Below are 19,038 nucleotides of genomic sequence, written 5' to 3'. Positions count from 1 at the left end.
CCCCCCCCCCCCCCCCCCCCCCCCCCCCCCCCCCCCCCACCGCGTACGGGCTCACCGCTGCAGGGCGGGGCTCCGTACCACCGCGGCCTCCGGCAGCCGCCGGACCGGGCGGTGGTCGACGGCCGCCCACAGCGCGACGGCGATGAAGAGCATTTGCAGGGGGACCCTGAACCACAGGGGCGTGGCCGCTTCGCCGTTGAACACGACACCCTCGACCGCGGCGTGGATGTTGGCCGGGAGCATCAGCGAGAAGAGCACGGCCAGACCGAATCCGGCCGCCGGGCGGGTCGCGGCCAGGACGAGGCCCAGGGCGCCGATGAGCTCCAGCACACCGGTCAGGTAGACCATGGTGTGGGCCCACGGCACGAACGGCGGGACCATGGCCGCCATGTCCCCGTGACCGGGCATCGAGGTGGCGCCCGAGCGGATGAAGTGCGTGGCCGCGGTGACCGTCAGCATGACCGCCAGGCCGTGAGCGGCCGCGATCCGCCACGTCTGGAACCGGCCGACGCCCAGTGCGCCGAGCAGCCGGAAACCCAGTGCCGGGCCGATGAGGAGCATGAGCGTTCCGAACATGGTCGACCTCCGGAGGACGGGGAGAGAGGGAAGCGGACGAGCGGGGTCGCGGACGGGATGTCCGCCGTGCCTTGCCGCGCCGTGCCGCTCTCCGGCTGCCTCGGCGCCCACCCGTACTCTTCCACCGGGCCGCTCCCGCGGGGCGTGGTGAAGGTCCCCCGGTGCCGGGGCCGCAGGTCGCCCCTCCGCTGCCCGGCCGGCCCCGGGAGCCGGGACGTTCGGCCCTGGCGGGCCCGCACCGCCCGGTCACGGCGCTCCGCCCGTTCCACCCGCTCCGCCGGAGGCCCGTCGTCCGGCCGCCTCACTCCGCGGCCGGACCGCTCCCGCCCGGCCGCCCGGTCGCCGCCCGCCCGCTGCCCAGCCACTCGACGTCCAGCGACCGGACCCACCTGTGGCAGTTGCGGCTGAAGTCCGGCGACGGCACGTCCCGGAAGAGCCCGCCCAGATCCCCCGGCGCGTCGTCCGGATCGGGCAGGACCATGGCCAGCCGCTGGAGCGAGGGGGAGCTCTGCGCCGCGACCAGTTCGCGGAACTCGCGGTACGTCACGTGCCGCGGGTCGCGCGCCGGACCGAAGCGCCCCATGAGGTCGTCCAGCCGGGTCGGTTCCCGCTGCACCACGTGGAAGGTCTCGCCCAGACACCGCTCGCGCAACGCCGCCGAGATGAACCGGCTGACGTTGTCCACCGGGGTGAAGTCGCCCCGTGCGCCCGACTCGAAGCGGACGCCGAGTTCCGCGCACGCCGTCAGGACGAACTCGGCGAGGCTGCCGCCGTGGCTGAGGACGCCGGTGCGCGAGTGCGGCATCACCTCGCCCATGCGGTACAGGCTCACCGGGAGGCCGTACCGCCGCCGGGCCTCGCGCAGCAGCGCCTCGGCGACCCACTTGCTCCGGCTGTAGCCGTCGCCCGGCACCTCCTCGGCCGCGGGGAAGGCGTCCTCACCGGGCACCGGGCCGCCGTGGGACGCGCGGGGCAGGATGCCGAGCGTCGACAGGTGGTGCACGGGACGGGCCGGCCCGGGGCCGGTGCGGGCGAGCCGGACTACCTCGCGGGTGCCGAGCACGTTCACCGCGCGTAGACGCCGGTAGGGGTAGACGAGGTTCACCTCCGCGCCCGCGTGCACGATCGTGTCCGCCCACTCGGCCAGCTCCCGGAAGCCGGAACCGGACAGCCCGAACCCCTCGGCGCCGAGGTCGCCGCGCACGACCCGGACCCGGCCGTCGCCGCTGCCGACGGGCAGGCCGTAGTGGCGGGCGCGGGCGTCCAGCCGGGCGCGGGCGGCCGCGTCGTCCCCGGCGTTGACCAGGCAGGCGACGGTGGCGGTCGTGGACCGCAGCAGCTCGTCCAGCAGATGGATGCCGATGAAGCCGGTGCCGCCGGTGAGGAGGATGTGCCGGGGCGGGGCGACGGCCGCGGGCCGCGGGGACGGTGCGGCCGCCGGACTGGCCGGTTCCGGAGCGGCGGCGTCGGCCAGCATCTCCCGGTGGACGGCCGCCTCCCCGGCTTCTGGGCCGCCCCGGGCGATCAGACGGACCTGGGCGGCGACGGTCGGCGCCCCGGCGATGTCCCGCACCGACAGGCGCAGGCCGAACAGGTCGCGCAGGCGCAGTACGAGCCGCTGTGCGCTGAGGGAGGTGCCGCCGATCTCGAAGAAGCCGTCCCGCGGGCCGGGGGTGACGCCCAGGAGCTCGGCCCACAGCGAGCGGACCGCTCCTTCCGGGTCGCCTTCGGGCGCCGGCCCGTCCCCGGTACCGCCGCTCCCGGGCGCCGCGGCCCGTTCCGCCGCTTCCGGCCCGTCCAGCAGCCGCGCCAGGGCCCGGCGGTCGGCCTTGCCGTTGGGGGACAGGGGCATGCTCCCGATCCGCACGAACCGGTCGGGTACCAGCTCGGCGGGGAGCAACCTCCCGGCCCGCGCCCTGGTGTCCGCGAGGTCGAGGGCCTCGCGGGCGACCACGGCCGCGACCAGGGTCTGACCGTCCGCCTCGCCCCGCAGTACGACCCGCACGTCCTGGACCCCCGGCAGCGTCAGCAGCGCCCGCTCGACCTCCGCCGGTTCGATCCGCACCCCGCGTACCTTGAGCTGGTCGTCGCGCCGACCCACGAAGTACAGGCAGCCGTCGGCCCGGTAGTGGCCGAGGTCGCCGGTGCGGTAGAGGCGGTCGCCGGGGATGTCGGGGAAGGGGTTGGGCACGAACGCCGCCCCGGTCCGCTCCGGGTCGCCGAGGTAGCCCAGCCCCAGGCAGTCGCCGCCGATGAGGATCTCGCCGGTCTCGCCCGTGCCCAGACGCCCCATCGAGGAGTCCACGACCACCGCCGAGGTGTTGTCGATGGGGCGGCCGACGGGTATCTCGTCGCCGGTGCCGCCTTCACGACCGGCGTCCGCGGTGACGGTGTGGAAGACACTGCCGATCGACGCCTCGGTGGGGCCGTAGGTGTTGGTGATCGCCGTGCCGGGAAGCAGCCCGTGGAACCTGCGGACCGCCTCCACGTTGATCGCCTCGCCTCCCAGCAGGACCTGCCGCAGGGAGCCGGCCGCCCGTACCAGCGCCGGGTCCGAGGCGAGCAGATCGACGAGTACGGTGAAGATCGACGGCACGAAGTCGGTGATCGTCACTCCGTGACGGCCGATCTGGTCGACGGTGCGCTCCAGGTCGAGCAGCCCGTCGCGGTGCGGCATGACGACGCTGCCGCCCATGGTCAGCGGCCACAGCAGCTGCCACAGCGACGAGTCGAAGACCGACCGGCTGTTCTGGAGCGCCACGTGCCCGGCACCGAACCTGCGGGTCATGTGGAGGAACCGGTTGAGCAGACCGCGGTGCACGTTGAGCGTGCACTTGGGCAGGCCCGTGGTGCCCGAGGTGAAGAAGCCGTAGGCGAGGTCGGTACGGCCGGGGCGCCCGCCGGCGGGGGCGGCGTCGGCGCCGTCCAGCTTCCGGTGGTCGGCCACCAGCGCGCGGGCGCAGCCGGCCGCCGGGGCCGGGGTGCGCGGGGAGACGACGGCGATGTCGGTGCCCAGGCCCCGCAGCAGCGAGCCGATCCGCTCCCGGGGCCAGTCCGGGTCGAAGGGTATGAAGGGAACCCCGGCCTTCATCGCCGCGACCATCGCGAGCGGGAGTTCCATCCCGTCGCTCACCAGCAGGGGGAGCAGGGTCTCCCGGCGCGCCCCGTGGTCCACGAGCCTGGCGGCCAGGGAGTTGGCCACGCGGTCCAGCTCCCGGTAGCTCAGCGTCGCGCCGTCGTAGTGCAGCGCGTCGGCGTCGGGGGTGGCACGGGCCTGCTCCTCGATCAGGTGCAGGGTCGTCGCGGTGTCCCGCGGGTACGGCACGCGGCGTCCGTTGGGATCGGGCAGTGCGGGCGAGGACGTGCTGGCTGGCATCGTGGACCCCAATCGAGTGTGGTTCCAGGCGTTTCCAGGCGTTTCCGGGACTGCTCTGCGGTACGGGCCGTGCGGGTGGGGCGAGGGTCGTGAGGGCCGCCGCGCGGCTGTGCGGGTGGAGGGCGCGGCGGCCGGGCCTGCCTTCAGGCGGCGGGCAGGACGAGGGCGTGGGAGCGCAGCTCCTCGTAGAAGGGCAGGTGGTGCCGGAGGTGGCCGGCCAGCACCGGGCTGTCGTCGACCGTGACGGCGTGGCGCCGGCCGCTCTGCCGGAAGCCGGAGCTGCGGGCGACGTCCCTGTGCCACCGGCTGGTGCGGCTCCACTCGGAGCGCTCACCCGACCGCCAGGACAGAGCCCGCTCGTCGTAGGGGATGCCGACGGCCTCGCAGTAGGCGCGGACGGTGTCGCCCGGGCGTTCGACGAGGACGTCGGCGTCGACCACGACGGGAGCGCGCCCCGTCTCCCGGCGGACCCGGTCGAATATCTCGTACTGGTGCTCGAACCCGATCTCCGGGAGCTTCACCCCGGGGTTCACCGCGTAGTGCGACTCGATGGCGCGCCGCGGATCGCGGACGATGAAGGTGTGCGTGACGGCCTCGGCCAGCGGCAGCGAGTCGAAGAGGCGGACGTGCGGGTACTCGGTGGTGTCCTTGAAGAACACCGGTGTCCGCGCCGACTCCTCCGTGAACGCCCGCAGCACCTCCTCCGGCGTGGTGAGGCGCCGTCCGCCGGCCTCGACACCGTGCCCGGCGGCCAGTTCGGAGAACGGCTCGTGGTGGGCGCGGAAGTCGCCGCGCTGCACCATCATCCGGAAGAAGGCCGTCGACATGGACCGCGGCGGGGACCACAGGGCCAGCACCGCCGGCCCCGCGGGAGCGCTCACTGCGACCACTCCGTCGGCTCCCGGTCCCAGCGGTGGGCGCGCAGCTCGCGCATCAGCTCATCGGGCAGCCGGCGGCCGTCGCTGACCGCGATGTTGGCGGAGACGTGCCCGGGGCGGCGCATGCCGGGGATCACGGTGTGCACGTCGTCGTTGTGCAGGATGAAGCGCAGAGCCAGTTCGGGCAGCGTCATGCCGCCGGGGACGACTTCTTTCAGCGCCTCCGCGCGGTCCACGCTGGCGTTCAGGTTCTCGGGCACGAAGTAGGAGGCCCGCCAGTCGCCCTCGGGCCAGGTGGTGTCCTTCGTCAGCGTACCGGTCAGGGTGCCCTCGTCGAACGGGACGCGGGCGATGACGCCGATGCCCAGTTCCCGGCAGAGCGGGAAGAGTTCGTCCTCGGGAGCCTGGTCGAAGATGTTGTAGATGACCTGGACGGCGTCGATCAGGCCGGTCCGCAGGACCTCCGTCGCGTTCCAGGGCTCCCAGCGGTTGATGCTGACGCCGATCCCGTCGACCATGCCCGAGGAGCGCAGCGCCTCCACGGTGGCCAGCCAGCGCTCGTCCCGCGCCCAGTGGTCCTCCCACACGTGGAACTGCATCAGGTCCACGCGGGGGACACCGAGGTTGCGCAGGCTCTTCTCGGTGTACTCCATGACGTGGTCGTAGGGGAACACGTCGCCGACGTCGGATTTCCTGGTGGAGGGGAACCTGCGGTCCTTGGGAGGGATCTTGGTGAAGGCCTTCAGCCCCTTTCCCGGATTGGCCGCGAGGAGCTTCCCCAGCAGGACCTCGCTGTGCCCGCGGCCGTAGATCCACGCGGTGTCGAACGCGTCGCAGCCGAGGTCCACGGCGAGCTGGAGGGCGGCGAGACTGGTCTCGTCGTCCGCGCCCTGCCAGCCGCCGGGGCCGGCGCCGACCCCCCACATCCCGTAGCCGATCTCCCCGACCCGCCAGCCCAGCCGGCCGAATGTGCGCTGAAGCATGTCTGTTCCCCTGTGAGCGAGTGGACAGGTGTGAGCGAGTGCGCGGGAAGGCGCGGAAGCCGCCCGCGGATCATCCGGAGGCGGGCCCGGCGAGGGGCGCCGAGTCCCAGTTGTGGCCGCCTCCGCCGGTGAACCGGCGCTGCCGCAGGACGTCGGCGTCCCCGCCGATCCTTGGCAGCGCCCGCCCGATGACGCCGCCCTTGTAGAGGTCGAGCCGGACGGTGGCGCCGGCCGGGCCGGCGATCTCGGCCAGCCCGGCCCGCGCCGCCCGGGCGGTACGGCCGTGCGCCGTCCCCTCGTAGACGCAGACCGCGAGCTGCCGGGCGAGGAACCGAGCGGTGTCCGCGGCGCCCCGGTCGGTGACCGTCTCGTGGGCGGCGCGCACCGCGTGCGACAGCAGCTCCATGCCCGGCGCCTCGTACACACCGCGGCACTTGGTGCCGTTGATGCGGTGCTCCACCACGTCGGTCAGGCCCAGCCCGTTTCGCCCGCCGACGGTGTTGGCCAGCTCCAGCAGCTCCTCCGGCGGCAGGCGGCGGCCGTCGAGGGCCACCGGGCGGCCGTGCTCGACGGTGACGGAGACCGTCTCCACCCGGTCCGGCGCCTGCCGGGGAGAGGCGCCCATCAGCCGTTCCAGACCCGCCGCCGTGGTGCCCAGGTCCTCCAGGCCGGCGTCCTCGTGGGAGGTGCCCGCGAGATTGCCGTCGACGGAGTGCTCCGCGGTGTTGCCCGGCATGCACACCAGGCCCGCCGAGGCGACGTGGCGGGCCATCGCCTCCCGGTCCGGCAGGGCCGCCAGCACCTCCGGGTCGCGCCAGGGGGCGAAGACCGCGAGGTCCGGCGCGAAGTGCGCGCCGTAGCGCTCGAAACGGCGCTGGTCGTTGCCGCCGCCGACGCAGCCGTGCGCCAGTACGCCGGCGCCGGACCGGCGCAGCTCGGGCACCACGCGCTCGACGATGACGGCCCGGGACAGGCCCGTGGTGTTCCAGTAACCCCCGTCGTAGTGGGCCTGGAAGGCGACGACGTCGAGCGCCGCGTCCGCCATGGGGCGGCGGGCGTCCACCTCGCGCACCGGTATGCCGGCCGCGCGCACCGCGCCGGTGAACTCGCGGAGGTCCTTCCCCGGGCACTGGCCGATGTCGAGGACGAACGCCTCCACGTCGTATCCGCCGCCGTGCAGCCAGGAAGCCAGTGCGAGGGAGGAAAGCCCTCCGGAGAGGCAGATTCCTATCTTCCGCCGTTTCAGTTCGGACAGCGAGAGGTCCACCCATCCTCCAGGGGAGATGCGCCTGCGCTCCGGTGTTCGCACCGGGCTGTGCGGTACGGGGACATGCTGTCCAACCCGCGCGGGCGGGGGGAAGTGAGCACCGCGGGTCATGATGCTGCAATGCGTAAACCTGAAGGTGTTGTACATGGGCGGAAACCGGGCCAACCCGGAGCCGCCCGGCATCCCGCGCCGCGGGTCGGGGAGCACGCCGTTCAGCCGAACCGCGGGCGCCCGTCCTGCCGCTGGGAGTCCAGAAGCCCGGACCGGGCGAGCAGATAACCCAGCTGGGCCCGGCTGCCGGCCCTGAAGTGGTCGGCGGCCCACTTGATGTGGTTGGCCACGGTGCGGGGGCTCACACCCAGCCGTTTCCCGATCGCCTTGTCGGTGTGCCCCTCCACCATCAGGCGCAGTACGGCCCGCCGGGTCTGGGAGGTGAACGCGTGCGGCTGCCACCGGTCCGTGCCCCGGAACACGGGCTCGGCCCGGTCCCACGCGCAGTCGAAGACGTTCACCAGGTGGCGCACGATCGCGGGGTGGCGCACGGACAGGGCCGCCGGCTGGTGCTCCTGCGCGGCGGGTATGAAGGCGACGGCGCCGTCGAAGACGGTGACCTGGCTGAACGCCTCGGCCAGGGTGCGCATCTCGGCGCCGGCCGCGGTGATCTTCTCCGCGTAGGCGAGCGTCGGGCCGTGGGAGCGCACGGTGTGCTGGTGCAGCACCCGCTGCCGCACCCCCCTGGAGCACAGGTCCAGCGCCTCCGGCAGGCTGCGGGCCAGCGCCTCCTCACTCAGGCCGCCGCCCGGCCGGGCGGTCATCACATCGCTTCCGCAGGACCGGGCGGCCCGGCGCAGGGCCCGGTCGACGGCCTCCTCGCCGAGCAGTAGGTCCGCCGTGCGGTTGACCTCCCGGCCGATCTGCCGGTACGCCGACTCCGCGCGGGCCAGCACCGACCGGACCGACCGCAGGGTCTGCTCCTGCTCCTGGATGGCCTGCTCGATCGGGCGCGCGAGCCCGGCGGCGGCGACATCCGGCGGCACCGGCACCAGCGTCCCGGTGCACTCCGGCGACCGGCGCAGCAGCCCCAGTTCCAGCAGGCAGCCGGGCGCCTGCCCGGCGGGCGCGCTGCCCCGGGCCAGCGCCTGACGGTAGAAGGCGTCACCCTTGTCGCAGATGTCGGACCCCGGGTGGCCGCCCACGGGCCCGGCCACTGCGTCGGCCACGGGCCCGGCCGTGGTTCCGTGCCCGGCTCCGGTCGTGCTGCCTGCCGTACAGGTCGTGACGGTGCACATGTGGCGCTCTTCCAGCTTCCAGGTCCTCGTCCCCCTCCGCCCCGTACCGTGCCCGGCGCGCCCGTGGGGTGGCCGGTCGGGAACGGCGGGTCGGAGAGGGGTCGGTCAGGCGATGGCGACCCTGGCGGCGAGGCCGAGGAAGACGACGCCCGCCAGGCGGTTCAGCCAGGTGCCCGAGCCGGGCCGCTTGCGCAGCCGCTCCCCGATCCGGCCCGAGAGCAGCGCGATCACACAGTCGACCAGCAGTCCGATCACCGTGAACGTCACACCCAGCAGAAGGAGTTGGAGGGCGGGACTTCCGGCGGAGGGCGTGACGAACTGCGGCAGGAAGGCGAGGTAGAAGATGACGATCTTCGGGTTGAGCAGGTTGACGATGGTGGCCCTGCGGAAGACCGTCATCGGTGGCGCGGCCGTGTGATCTCCCTCGAAGGTGGTCCCCGAGGAGTCCCGCAGCGTGTGCCAGGCCAGGTAGAGCAGGTACACGGCCCCGGCGTAGCGCAGTACCTGGTAGGCCGTCTCCGAGGACTGGACGAGGGTGGCCAGCCCCAGCGCGACCGCGAGGGTGTGGCAGGCCATACCGGCCGACATGCCGAGCGACGCCAGCAGGCCCGCCCTGGTGCCCTGGCTGATGCCGTGGGTGAGGATGTAGACCATGTCGGGGCCGGGAGTGACGCAGATGACCAGCACCGCCATGACGAAAACCGTGTAGGACGCCAGTCCTAACCCGAACATGTTCCCCCTCTGATCCGGCCGACCGTTCGGAACCTAGACAGCCGGGCCACCGCGCGCAACCGGTACCGGTCCGTCGGCTGGATTCCGCCCCCTGCCGGTGGAACGGGAGACGAGGCCGCCCGGCCCCGTGCCCGTGGAGAGCAGGAGAGGCCGGGCGCCCGCGCGCCCTACCGCACCACGGCGGAGAAGGCCGGCAGGTAGCCCTTCGCGTGGCCCTCGGCCGTCGGGTGGATGTCGGAAGAGCTGATCCACGGGTCGCTCGTGCAGATCTCGTGCCCGGCGAAGGCGGGACGGGCGTCCGCGAAGGAGAACCCCGCGGCGGCGGCGCGGCCGGAGATCACCTGGTTGAGCACGTCCGAGCCGTCGTTGATCGCCGCGCGCTTGTCCGAGCCCATGCTCAGGCAGAAGCCGCCCTCCTTGTAGAGGTGCGGGTAGCCCACGACGACGACCTCGGCGTTCGGCGCGCGGTCGCGGATGGTGGCGTACAGGGCGTCCAGTTCGCCGGGCAGTTCGTTCCGGGCGTAGTCGGCGGCCTCGTCCAGCCTCTGCTCACAGGTCGACTGCGAGGAGAACACGCAGGTCAGCATGATGGATGCGAAACCGGAGTCGTTGCCGCCGATGCTGATGCTCACCAGTGTCGTGCTCTGGTCCAGATACCGCACCTGGTTGTTCAGCACGTCCGGGATCTTCGCCCCGCCGCAGGCCGCGAAGGTGAAGGACGCGGGCGCGGACGCCTGCGCCCACCGGGCCGGGTAGGCGTTGCCGCTGCGGGTGCACAGCAGGTCGGAGTAGTCTCCGGCGCCGGTGCCGGAGGAGTAGGAGTCGCCGAGGGCCACGTAGTTCTCCGCCGCGTTCGGCGCGGCGTTCCCGGCGGCGGACGCGGGGGCGGCCGGTACGGCGAACGCCGTTGCCAGGGCCGGCAGGGCGGTGGTGAGGAGACGGGGGACGCGCATGGTTTCCTCCAGGAGACATGCACAGGGGTGTGAGGGGGAGTCACACCATTACCGCCCCGGACCGCTCCTGAAATCGGTGAAATCGCCGGTCCCGACACCCGGTTGGGCGACACGGCGAGGGTTCGTGTGATCGTGTGACGATTACGGAAAGACTCCGGCTGTCACTGTGTGTGTCTACGCTGGCGGGAGTTCGGCCACCGTGACCGACGCGGCCGTTCCGTGACAGGGGGAACCCGCCATGACCGAGCCCAGGCAACTCGACCCGTACGCCTCGCCCAAGACCTTCTACGGCGCCGAACTGCGCCGCCTGCGCGAGGCGGCCGGACTCACCCAGTCCCAGCTCGGCGAACGCGCCTTCTGCTCGGGCACCTACGTCGGCCAGTTCGAGACGGCCGTGCGCCGCCCGCAGCAGGACAACACCTCCAAGCTGTTCGACGAGATCCTCGGCACCGGCGAACACCTGCAACGCCTGTGCCGACTGGCCCGGGAGAACAAGTACCCGGACTACTTCGCCGACGCGGCGGAGCTGGAACAGATGGCGACGGAGATCAGCGAGTACGCGCCGTTGCTGGTGCCGGGGCTGCTCCAGACCGAGGCTTATGCGCGGGCCATCACACGAACCGGTCTCCCTCTTGTATCGGACGCGGAGGTGGAGGAGATCGTCCGAGCCCGTATGGGCCGCCAGCACGTTCTGGAGTCAGTCGGTCGGCCTCGGATGTGGGTGGTTGTCCACGAGGCGGTCCTCCGGGTCCCCATGGGAGGTTCCGCCGTCATGCGGGAACAGTTGCGTCACATCGCTGACCTGATGCGTTCCCACACGGTCTTTGCCCAGGTGCTTCCCTTCGATTCAGCGGCCGATGCCCCCGTGAACGGAATGCTGTCCGTGATGACCTTCGACGACGCGCCGCTGACCGCGTATGTGGAGAACGCCCACACGGGCCAACTCATCGATGAACCGGCGCTGGTGGCGCGCTACCAGAAGTCATACGATCTGGTCAGGGCCGCCGCTCTGCCTCCGAAGGCGTCCCTGGCTCTGATCGAATCGGTGGCCGAGGAGTACACGACGCCATGAGCACCGCACACGACCTGAGCACGGCCGTCTGGCGCAAGTCGTCCCACAGCAACGCCGAGGGCGGAAGCTGCGTCGAGGTTGCCGACGGCTTCCCCGGCGTCATACCTGTCCGCGACAGCAAGGCCCCCGAGGGTCCCGTGCTGGTCTTTCCGGCCGCCGGATGGGCGGCGTTCACCGAGACGCTCGGGCGCCCGCGCTGACGGGCGCGGCCGCCCGAGCGGCCTACCGTCCGTCTCGCCGTCAGGCATCACCCCTCTCGCCCCTGTCGCGCAGGGGCTCGGGCAGGAAGGCCGCGTGGACGACCGTGAGGCCGGAGACCGCGCGGGTGAGGCAGACGTACAGACGGCGCAGGCCGGTGCGCTCGTCCGGTTCGCCGTCGACGACGGCGGCCGGCTCGTCCAGGACCACGTGGTCGTACTCCAGGCCCTTGGCCAGGGCCGCCGGGACGAGGGTGAGGCGGGCGCCGGCGTCCGTCTCCGTCCCCGGGGCGAGGTGGGGGAGGCCGGCGGCCTCCAGGGCCGAGGCCAGGGCGGGTACGCGGGCGCCGGCGGCGATCAGGCCGATCGAGCCCTCCCGCTCCAGCGCCTCGCGGCAGGCGTTCACCACCGCGCCGTCCAGCTCCTCCACCGCCACCGCCCGTACCCGCAGGGAGCCCGCCGCGTCGCGGATCGAGGTCGCCCCGGACAGGCCCGGCGCGATGTGCGGCAGCAGCCGGGAGGCGTAGGCGATGACCTCGCGCGGTACACGGAAGCCCCGGGTCAGCTCCTCCACCGCCGCGTCCGGCTTGCCCAGGTGGGACAGGGCCTCGGCCCAGCTCGCGGTCGCCCACGGCGTGGTGCCCTGCGCCAGGTCGCCCAGCACCGTCGCCGATCCGGTGGTGCAGCGGCGGCCCACCGCCCGGTACTGCATGGGGGAGAGGTCCTGCGCCTCGTCCAGCACGACGTGTCCGAGCGAGGGGGTGCGCCGCACCAGGTCGGCGGCCTCGTCGATCAGTACGGCGTCGGCGGCCGACCACTTCGCCGACCGCACCCCGCGCGGCGGCTTCGTCCACAGGACCGCCTTGCGCTCCTCGTCGGTGAGGATGCCCTCGGAACACTCGGCCAGGAAGCCGTCGTCCGACAGCAGCCGCAGCACCAGCCTCGCCGGATCGATCTTTGGCCACACGGCCTTGACCAGTGCCTTAACCGCCGCGTCGCGCGCCACCGCGTCCTGCACCCGGTCGTCGGGGGCCTCGCCCGAGTGCTCCATGCGCGTCAGCACGGCGTGCGCGACGCGCTGCGGCAGGGCCTCGCGGGCGGCACCGTGGCGGATGCCGCGTTCCAGCAGCTCGCGGACGATCTCCTCCAGCTCGTGTACCGGGACGCGCCAGCGGCGCGAGCCGCGGACGACGACGCACGGCTCGGCCGGCATCGTCACGCCCGAGCGGACCGCGCGGCGCAGCACCTCGGCCATACGGGCGTCGCCCTTGATCCGGGCGGCCTCCGGATCGTCGGTGCCGCGCACCTCCACGCCCGCCGCCCCGGTGACCAGGTCCTCCACGGTCGCCTGCCGCACCGCCAGCTCACCCAGCGCCGGCAGGACCTGCTCGATGTAGCGCAGGAAGGACCGGTTGGGGCCGATGACCAGCGTCCCGGTGCGGGCCAGGCGCTCGCGGTGCGCGTAGAGCAGATAGGCCACGCGGTGCAGGCCGACGGCCGTCTTGCCGGTGCCCGGCGCCCCCTGGACGCACACGGTGCCGTCGACGCCGGTGCGGACGATCTCGTCCTGCTCGGGCTGGATGGTGGCGACGATGTCGCGCATCGGGCCGACGCGCGGGCGCTCGATCTCGAGCCTGAGCAGGGCGCCGGCCTTCTCGGCCCCGTCCGGGTCGGACAGGTGCTCGTCCTCGTACGCGGTCAGCTCGCCGCCGGTGTAGCCGAAGCGGCGGCGCAGGCCGACACTCTGCGGGTCCTTCTTCGAGGCACGGTAGAAGGGCTGGGAGACCGGAGCGCGCCAGTCGATGACCATTGGGTCGCCGTCGGCGTCGTGGACGTGGCGGCGGCCGATGTAGTACCGGGCCGCCGCGGGATCGCCCTGCTCCGGGGCGGCGGGGGAAGACGAGGAGCCCGCGTAGTCCAGGCGGCCGAAGAACAGCGGGGTGCCGGCGAGATCGGCGAGGGCCTCGACCCGGGCGTCGATCTGGCGCTGGAGCACCTCGGTGTTCACCCAGTTGGCGGTGACATCCCTGATGTCGAGCGACTCGACGTCGTGGCGCATGGTGCGCAGCGCGGTGCGCGAGGCGGCCAGGTGGGCACGTTCGCGTTCGAGCGGATCGAGCGGATCGAGCGGATCGAGCGGATCGGGGGTGGCGGGCATGTTGCGGCCTCCTGCGGAAAGCGCGCACGGCGGCGGTACGGCGAGCCGCTCGGGCGTGCGGCCGCGCCGCACACCCGGTGCGGTGGACGACGGGGTCGGAGGGGACCGCGTACGCCGGTGGGCCGCGGGCCGGCGGGAGCCGCCGGGAACGCCGCCCCCCGGGGGGCGCGGTCCACCGGCCGGTACCGGCCGGCCGGCCCCTCCCCCGCGGCACGGGAGGCGGAAGACGGGTGATTCTAGCCCCGCTCGTCCCGGTGGGCGAACGGTTTTAACCCGTACGCGGTGAGGAGGGACGGGCCGGGTCGCGGGCGGAGGAAAGCAGCGACGAGACCTAGCATGGATATGGACCGATAGGGCGAAACGACCGCGGATCCGTGGAGTCATGAACAGCACCCCCATCCCTCCCCAGACGTCCGGTCGCCGGGCCTCGGGCGCCACCGCGCTCGCCGCGCTCGACGCCCGCGGCGGCGGTCACCGCCACCGCCGCCATCTGCTGGGCGACACCGTCCGGGCGATCTCCGTCTTCGCCGGCGCGGCGTTCGACGTCGCGGTCCTCGGCGACTACGCGGAGGCGCGCGACGAGGACCGGGAACAGGACTCGGAGCAGGACTCGGCACAGGGCCGGGAGCGCGGGGCGCGCGAGGACAGAGCGCACGAGCCCGCGGCCCGCATCTGACACCGTCCGGGCACACCGGAGCGTCGGTTAGGGTCACCCCGCGGCGGTGGCCGCGGACGACCCGGAGACGACCGTCGCCCGACGGACCGGAACCCAGGAGGTGGCCAAGTGCCGGCTGCGCCCACGCCCGACACCGGCACCGCCCACGACCCGGGCGCCGTAGGCCCGGCCCGTACCGCACGTGCCCGAATACGCGACGCGCTCGGCGCGCACGGAGACCGCCGCGCCTGTGCGGCCGCCGCCCTGCTCGCGCTCTCCCTCGCCGCGCTCGCGGCGGTCTGCGCGGCGCAGCCCGGCTTCCTGGTGGACGTGCTCGTCTACCGCGCCGAGGGGCGGGCCGTCGTCGAGGGGAGCGACCTGTACGGCTTCACCGTCACCGAGTGGGACCTGCCCGCCACCTACCCGCCCTTCGCCGCGCTGCTGTTCGTCCCCACCGCCCTGCTGCCCCTGCCGGCCGTCCAGGCCCTCTTCGCGGCCGGCAACGTCGTACTGCTCGCCCTGCTGCTCCACCTCTCCCTGCGTCTGGCCGGACGCCGAACCTCCCCCGCCCTCCTGATCGCCGCCACGGCGGTGGGCCTGTGGCTGGAACCGGTCTTCCAGACCATGGTCTTCGGGCAGATCAACCTCGTCCTGGCCTGCCTGGTCCTGTGGGACCTCGGCCGCCCGGACGGCGCCCGCGGCAAGGGACTGGCCATCGGCGTCGCGGCCGGGATCAAGCTCACCCCCGCGATCTTCGCCGTCCATCTGCTGCTGACCGGCCGGGTCCGGGCCGGACTGACGGCGCTGGCGGGCTTCGCGGGGACGGCGGTGCTCGGTGCGGCCGTCCTGCCGGGCGCGAGCGCGGACTTCTGGACACGGCGGATGTTCGAGACCGGCCGCGTCGGCAAGGCGTGGATCGTCGACAACCAGTCCCTCCAGGGGATGACCGCCCGCCTCCTGCACACCCCCGAACCCGGCCTGTGGTGGGCCGTGCCCACGGCCGCCGTCGGCCTGCTGGGCCTGTGGCTGGCCCGCCGCGCCCATCTGCGCGGGCGGGAGAGCTGGGGAGTGCTCGCCGTCGCGGGCACGGCGGTGCTGGTCTCGCCGATCAGCTGGTCCCACCACTGGGTGTGGTGCGTGCCGCTGCTCGCCGTCCTGGTCGCCGCCGCCTCGCCGTCCCGCCGGTGGCCGCTGTACGCCGCGGGCACCGTCGCCGTGCTCTTCACGGCCCGCACGCACTGGCTCGTCCCCCACTCCGGCGACCTCGACCTCCACCTGCCCTGGTGGCAGCAGCCGCTCGCCTCCCCGTACCCGCTCCTGGCGCTCGCCCTGTCGGCGTACGCGGCGTGGCGCCTGCGACGGGAGAGCCCCCGGCCCACCGGATGACACCCCGGCCCCCGCGCGGTGCCGGGGCCACATCCTTTCCGGTCCCCGCGGCGTTGGACGGACGGATGAGAGGAGCAGCCGTGCACAGGTGAGGGGTTCGGACGGAGTGACCGGTGCCTCACACCGCCGCGGGGGTCACCGCCGTCGCCACAGGCAGAGCCGTCACCGCGCCGCGAAGCGGTCCAGCGCGTTCAGGACGCGGGTGCGGGTGGTGGCGTCGCCGAGGTGGCCCTCGGCGCCGACGACGGTCAGCTCCGCGTCCGGCCAGGCGCGGGCCAGTTCCCACGCGGTGTCGAGCGGGCTGCTCAGATCGGCCCGGCCGTGGATCAGGACCCCCGGGATGCCCGCCAGCCGTCCCGCGTCGCGCAGCAGTGCGCCCTCCTCCAGCCAGGCGCCGTGGGAGAAGTAGTGCGCGCAGATGCGCGCCAGTGCCAGTTTGGCGGCCGGGGGCCGGCCGCCGTACGGGCTCGCGGGGCCCGCGCCGCCGCTGCCACCGCTCGTCTCGCCGGACAGGACGGCGTCCTCCCAGGCGCACCAGTCCGCCGCCGCCCGCTCGCGCACCGCCGCGTCGGGGTGCTCCATCAGCCGCGCGTACGCCCCGAGCAGCTCGGGCGTGGCCGCGCCGCGCGGCACCCCGGCCCCGGCGCGGAAGCGTTCCCACTCCCCGGGGAAGAAGCGGGCCACGCCCCGGTAGAGCCAGTCGGTTTCCGAGCGCCGGGTGGTGGTGACTCCGGCGACCACGATGTGCGAGACCCGCTCCGGGTGCCGCTGGGCGTAGGCGAGGACCAGCGTGGAGCCCCACGAGCCGCCGTACAGCAGCCAGCGGTCGACGCCCAGGTGCTCGCGCAGCCGCTCCATGTCGGCGACCAGGTGCCAGGTGGTGTTGTGCCGCAGACCGGCGGCCGGGTCGCTCGCGTGCGGGGTGCTGCGGCCGCAGCCGCGCTGGTCGAACAGCACCACCCGGTACCGCTCGGGGTCGAACAGGCCGCGTGCCCCTTCCCCGCACCCCGAACCGGGCCCGCCGTGGACGACGGCGGCGGGCCTGCCGTCCGGGTTGCCGCACGCCTCCCAGTACACGCGGTGGCCGTCGCCGACGTCGAGCATGCCGCTCTCGTACGGCTCGGCCGGCGGGTACGGCTCACGCATCCGCGACCTCCCGGGGTCCGGTGACGGAACGGGAGGCTACCCGACCTCGCCGGGCTCCTCGTCGCCCGCCGGCAGCTCGGAGGCGTCCACGATGCGGTAGGCGTAGCCCTGCTCGGCCAGGAAGCGCTGGCGGTGGGCCGCGAAGTCCTGGTCGACGGTGTCGCGGGCGACGACCGAGTAGAAGCGGGCCTCGTGGCCGTCCGCCTTCGGACGCAGCACGCGGCCCAGGCGCTGGGCCTCCTCCTGGCGGGAGCCGAAGGTGCCCGAGACCTGGATGGCGACCGTGGCCTCGGGCAGGTCGATGGAGAAGTTGGCGACCTTGGAGACCACCAGCACCGACAGCTCGCCCGAGCGGAAGGCGTCGAACAGCTTCTCGCGCTGCGCGTTGCCGGTGTCGCCCTTGATCACGGGCGCGTCCAGATGCTCGCCCAGTTCGTCGAGCTGGTCGATGTACTGGCCGATCACGAGCGTCTGCTGCCCGGCGTGGCGGCGCACCAGCGCCTCGGTGACGCGCCGCTTGGAGGCCGTGGTGGAGCAGAAGCGGTATTTCTCGTCCGGCTCGGCCGTCGCGTACGCCAGCCGCTCGGACTCGGTGAGGTCCACGCGGACCTCCACGCAGTCGGCCGGTGCGATGTAGCCCTGCGCCTCGATCTCCTTCCAGGGGGCGTCGAAGCGCTTGGGGCCGATGAGGGAGAAGACGTCGGACTCGCGGCCGTCCTCGCGCACCAGCGTGGCCGTCAGGCCGATGCGGCGGCGGGCCTGGAGGTCGGCGGTGAACTTGAACACCGGCGCCGGCAGCAGGTGCACCTCGTCGTAGACGATCAGGCCCCAGTCGCGGGAGTCGAACAGCTCCAGGTGCGGGTAGACGCCCTTCCGCCTGGTCGTCAGCACCTGGTACGTGGCGATGGTGACGGGCCGGATCTCCTTCTTCGCGCCGCTGTACTCGCCGACCTCGCTCTCCGTCAGCGAGGTGCGCCGCACCAGCTCGCTCTTCCACTGCCGGGCCGAGACGGTGTTGGTCACCAGGATCAGCGTGGTGGCCTTCGCCGTGGCCATCGCGCCCGCGCCCACCAGCGTCTTGCCCGCGCCGCAGGGCAGCACGACGACACCGGAGCCGCCGTGCCAGAAGTTCTCCACGGCCTGCCTCTGGTAGGGACGCAGCGCCCAGCCGTCCTCGGCCAGCTCGATCGGATGGGCCTCGCCGTCCACGTAGCCGGCCAGGTCCTCGGCGGGCCAGCCGAGCCTGAGCAGCGCCTGCTTGATCTGGCCGCGCTCGGAGGGGTGGACGGCGACGGTGTCGGAGTCGATGCGGGCGCCGACCAGCGGCTGGACCCGCCTGGAGCGCAGGATCTCCTCCAGCACCGGCCGGTCGGAGGACTCCAGGACCAGCCCGTGGGTGGGGTGCTTGAGCAGCCGCAGCCGGCCGTAGCGGTCCATCGTCTCGGCCACGTCCACCAGCAGCGCGTGCGGCACCGGATAGCGGGAGTGGGTGACCAGGGCGTCGACGACCTGCTCGGCGTCGTGCCCGGCGGCGCGGGCGTTCCACAGGCCCAGCGGGGTGAGCCGGTAGGTGTGGATGTGCTCGGGGGCCCGCTCCAGCTCGGCGAAGGGCGCGATGGCGCGGCGGCAGTCGTCGGCCTGCTCGTGGTCGACCTCCAGCAGCAGGGTCTTGTCGCTCTGGACGATCAGGCAGGACACGCGCACCTCCGGTGATCGGATCGTCGTGTGACGGGCGCACACGCCGAATGGAAGAGTCTACTTTTTCCGGGCGCGTACCGGCGTGCCCGGTGTGACCGGCGCCCCGCCCGCGCGGGGGAAGGCTCCCGGCGCCTACGCTGCCGGTCATGGACACGACCCGGTTCAGGCGGACACGGCGTGCGGAGGGCTGCGGTATGGACGGTTACGTGAAGTGGGCGGGCAGGGTGGCGGCGACGGCCGGGGCGGTCGCCGCGCTCGCCGGGGCCTGGGCGGCGATCGCCGGAGCGGTGGCGGCCACCAACGGCGCGAAGGCGGCGCGGAAGGCCGCGCGGCGGTGAACGCGGCGGCGGGTCACGCCCGGCCCGCCGTCCTCGCCGGGCCGTCCGGACTGTCCGGGCCGTCCGGAGCCCCCGCGTCCGCCGCGCCCGTGATGCGGTGCAGCGGGTAGGTGCGGACCTCCTCGGCGGTGTGGTCGTACGCCGTGACGAAGCCGCTCTCGACGCGGACGGGCTCGACGACGCGCCGGACGGCGGTGCCGTCGGCGTCCACGTGGCCGATCCACACCGGCGTCCCGCCGAGGGCCGCGGCGCGCAGGACGGCCAGGGCGTCGGCCGCGGACGTACGCGGTGGTGGGCCGCCGGGATCGGCCGGGACGGCGCGGCGGGGCCGGGG

At 73.7% G+C, this 19,038-nt stretch carries 17 protein-coding genes; 5 read left to right on the top strand and 12 right to left on the bottom strand.

Annotated features, from left to right (window positions below; translation table 11 throughout):
* Window positions 1-51 precede the first annotated feature (51 nt).
* From LJ221_RS07865 to LJ221_RS07830, 8 genes are all read right to left on the bottom strand, one after another.
* Window positions 52-576 carry a hypothetical protein gene (locus tag LJ221_RS07865; protein ID WP_241714929.1) on the bottom strand — a complete coding sequence of 175 codons (525 nt, stop codon included), beginning with the start codon at window positions 574-576 and terminating at the stop codon, window positions 52-54.
* 301 nt (window positions 577-877) lie between these two features.
* A complete protein-coding gene (locus LJ221_RS07860) occupies window positions 878-3,952 on the bottom strand; it encodes an amino acid adenylation domain-containing protein (RefSeq protein ID WP_241714928.1) in 3,075 nt (1,024 codons plus the stop codon).
* A 143-nt stretch (window positions 3,953-4,095) separates the two neighbouring features.
* Window positions 4,096-4,833, bottom strand: a complete 738-nt coding sequence (locus LJ221_RS07855; protein ID WP_241714927.1) for a sulfotransferase family protein — start codon at window positions 4,831-4,833, stop codon at window positions 4,096-4,098.
* Complete coding sequence (locus LJ221_RS07850) at window positions 4,830-5,813, bottom strand: aldo/keto reductase (protein WP_241714926.1); 984 nt, start codon at window positions 5,811-5,813, stop codon at window positions 4,830-4,832. The genes LJ221_RS07855 and LJ221_RS07850 overlap by 4 nt, the downstream gene beginning before the upstream one ends.
* Before the next feature lie 70 nt (window positions 5,814-5,883).
* Window positions 5,884-7,080 (bottom strand): argininosuccinate synthase domain-containing protein, encoded by a 1,197-nt coding sequence (locus LJ221_RS07845; RefSeq protein WP_241714925.1) that lies wholly within the window; start codon window positions 7,078-7,080, stop codon window positions 5,884-5,886.
* A gap of 212 nt (window positions 7,081-7,292) precedes the next feature.
* The gene (locus LJ221_RS23670) at window positions 7,293-8,300 is read right to left on the bottom strand and encodes a LuxR C-terminal-related transcriptional regulator (RefSeq protein ID WP_241714924.1); all 1,008 of its coding nucleotides are present in this window, start codon (window positions 8,298-8,300) and stop codon (window positions 7,293-7,295) included.
* Window positions 8,301-8,474: 174 nt separating this feature from the next.
* Window positions 8,475-9,062 carry a LysE family translocator gene (locus tag LJ221_RS07835; protein WP_241714923.1) on the bottom strand — a complete coding sequence of 196 codons (588 nt, stop codon included), beginning with the start codon at window positions 9,060-9,062 and terminating at the stop codon, window positions 8,475-8,477.
* Between the two features lie 206 nt (window positions 9,063-9,268).
* Window positions 9,269-10,054 (bottom strand): SGNH/GDSL hydrolase family protein, encoded by a 786-nt coding sequence (locus tag LJ221_RS07830; protein ID WP_241714920.1) that lies wholly within the window; start codon window positions 10,052-10,054, stop codon window positions 9,269-9,271.
* Window positions 10,055-10,292: 238 nt separating this feature from the next.
* On the opposite strand from LJ221_RS07830, the gene LJ221_RS07825 reads away from it, so the two are divergent.
* Both LJ221_RS07825 and LJ221_RS07820 read left to right on the top strand, forming a co-directional pair.
* Window positions 10,293-11,126 (top strand): helix-turn-helix transcriptional regulator, encoded by an 834-nt coding sequence (locus LJ221_RS07825; RefSeq protein WP_241714918.1) that lies wholly within the window; start codon window positions 10,293-10,295, stop codon window positions 11,124-11,126.
* Window positions 11,123-11,326, top strand: coding sequence for a DUF397 domain-containing protein (locus LJ221_RS07820; protein WP_241714916.1), 204 nt, complete (start codon window positions 11,123-11,125; stop codon window positions 11,324-11,326). The genes LJ221_RS07825 and LJ221_RS07820 overlap by 4 nt, the downstream gene beginning before the upstream one ends.
* A gap of 40 nt (window positions 11,327-11,366) precedes the next feature.
* Here LJ221_RS07820 and LJ221_RS07815 read toward each other — a convergent pair whose 3' ends face one another.
* Window positions 11,367-13,481, bottom strand: a complete 2,115-nt coding sequence (locus LJ221_RS07815; RefSeq protein WP_241714914.1) for an AAA family ATPase — start codon at window positions 13,479-13,481, stop codon at window positions 11,367-11,369.
* Window positions 13,482-13,863: 382 nt separating this feature from the next.
* On the opposite strand from LJ221_RS07815, the gene LJ221_RS23665 reads away from it, so the two are divergent.
* Window positions 13,864-14,157 carry a hypothetical protein gene (locus LJ221_RS23665; RefSeq protein WP_308314737.1) on the top strand — a complete coding sequence of 98 codons (294 nt, stop codon included), beginning with the start codon at window positions 13,864-13,866 and terminating at the stop codon, window positions 14,155-14,157.
* 243 nt (window positions 14,158-14,400) lie between these two features.
* Entirely contained in the window at window positions 14,401-15,522 is a 1,122-nt protein-coding gene (locus LJ221_RS07805; RefSeq protein WP_247719782.1) for a glycosyltransferase 87 family protein, read from the top strand.
* A 162-nt stretch (window positions 15,523-15,684) separates the two neighbouring features.
* Here LJ221_RS07805 and pip read toward each other — a convergent pair whose 3' ends face one another.
* A complete protein-coding gene (gene pip, locus LJ221_RS07800) occupies window positions 15,685-16,668 on the bottom strand; it encodes a prolyl aminopeptidase (RefSeq protein WP_241714912.1) in 984 nt (327 codons plus the stop codon).
* A gap of 36 nt (window positions 16,669-16,704) precedes the next feature.
* A complete protein-coding gene (locus tag LJ221_RS07795; protein WP_241714910.1) occupies window positions 16,705-18,366 on the bottom strand; it encodes a DNA repair helicase XPB in 1,662 nt (553 codons plus the stop codon).
* A 146-nt stretch (window positions 18,367-18,512) separates the two neighbouring features.
* On the opposite strand from LJ221_RS07795, the gene LJ221_RS07790 reads away from it, so the two are divergent.
* A complete protein-coding gene (locus LJ221_RS07790) occupies window positions 18,513-18,704 on the top strand; it encodes a hypothetical protein (RefSeq protein ID WP_241714908.1) in 192 nt (63 codons plus the stop codon).
* Between the two features lie 13 nt (window positions 18,705-18,717).
* On the opposite strand, the gene LJ221_RS07785 is transcribed toward LJ221_RS07790, so the two are convergent.
* The coding region (locus LJ221_RS07785; protein ID WP_374228401.1) for a WYL domain-containing protein at window positions 18,718-19,038 on the bottom strand (321 nt) is incomplete at its 5' end.

Origin of the sequence: Streptomyces sp. CNQ085 (genome assembly GCF_022614595.1) — a bacterium.
In the GTDB taxonomy this organism is placed as follows: domain Bacteria; phylum Actinomycetota; class Actinomycetes; order Streptomycetales; family Streptomycetaceae; genus Streptomyces.
This window is presented reverse-complemented; position numbering and strand designations above follow the sequence as displayed.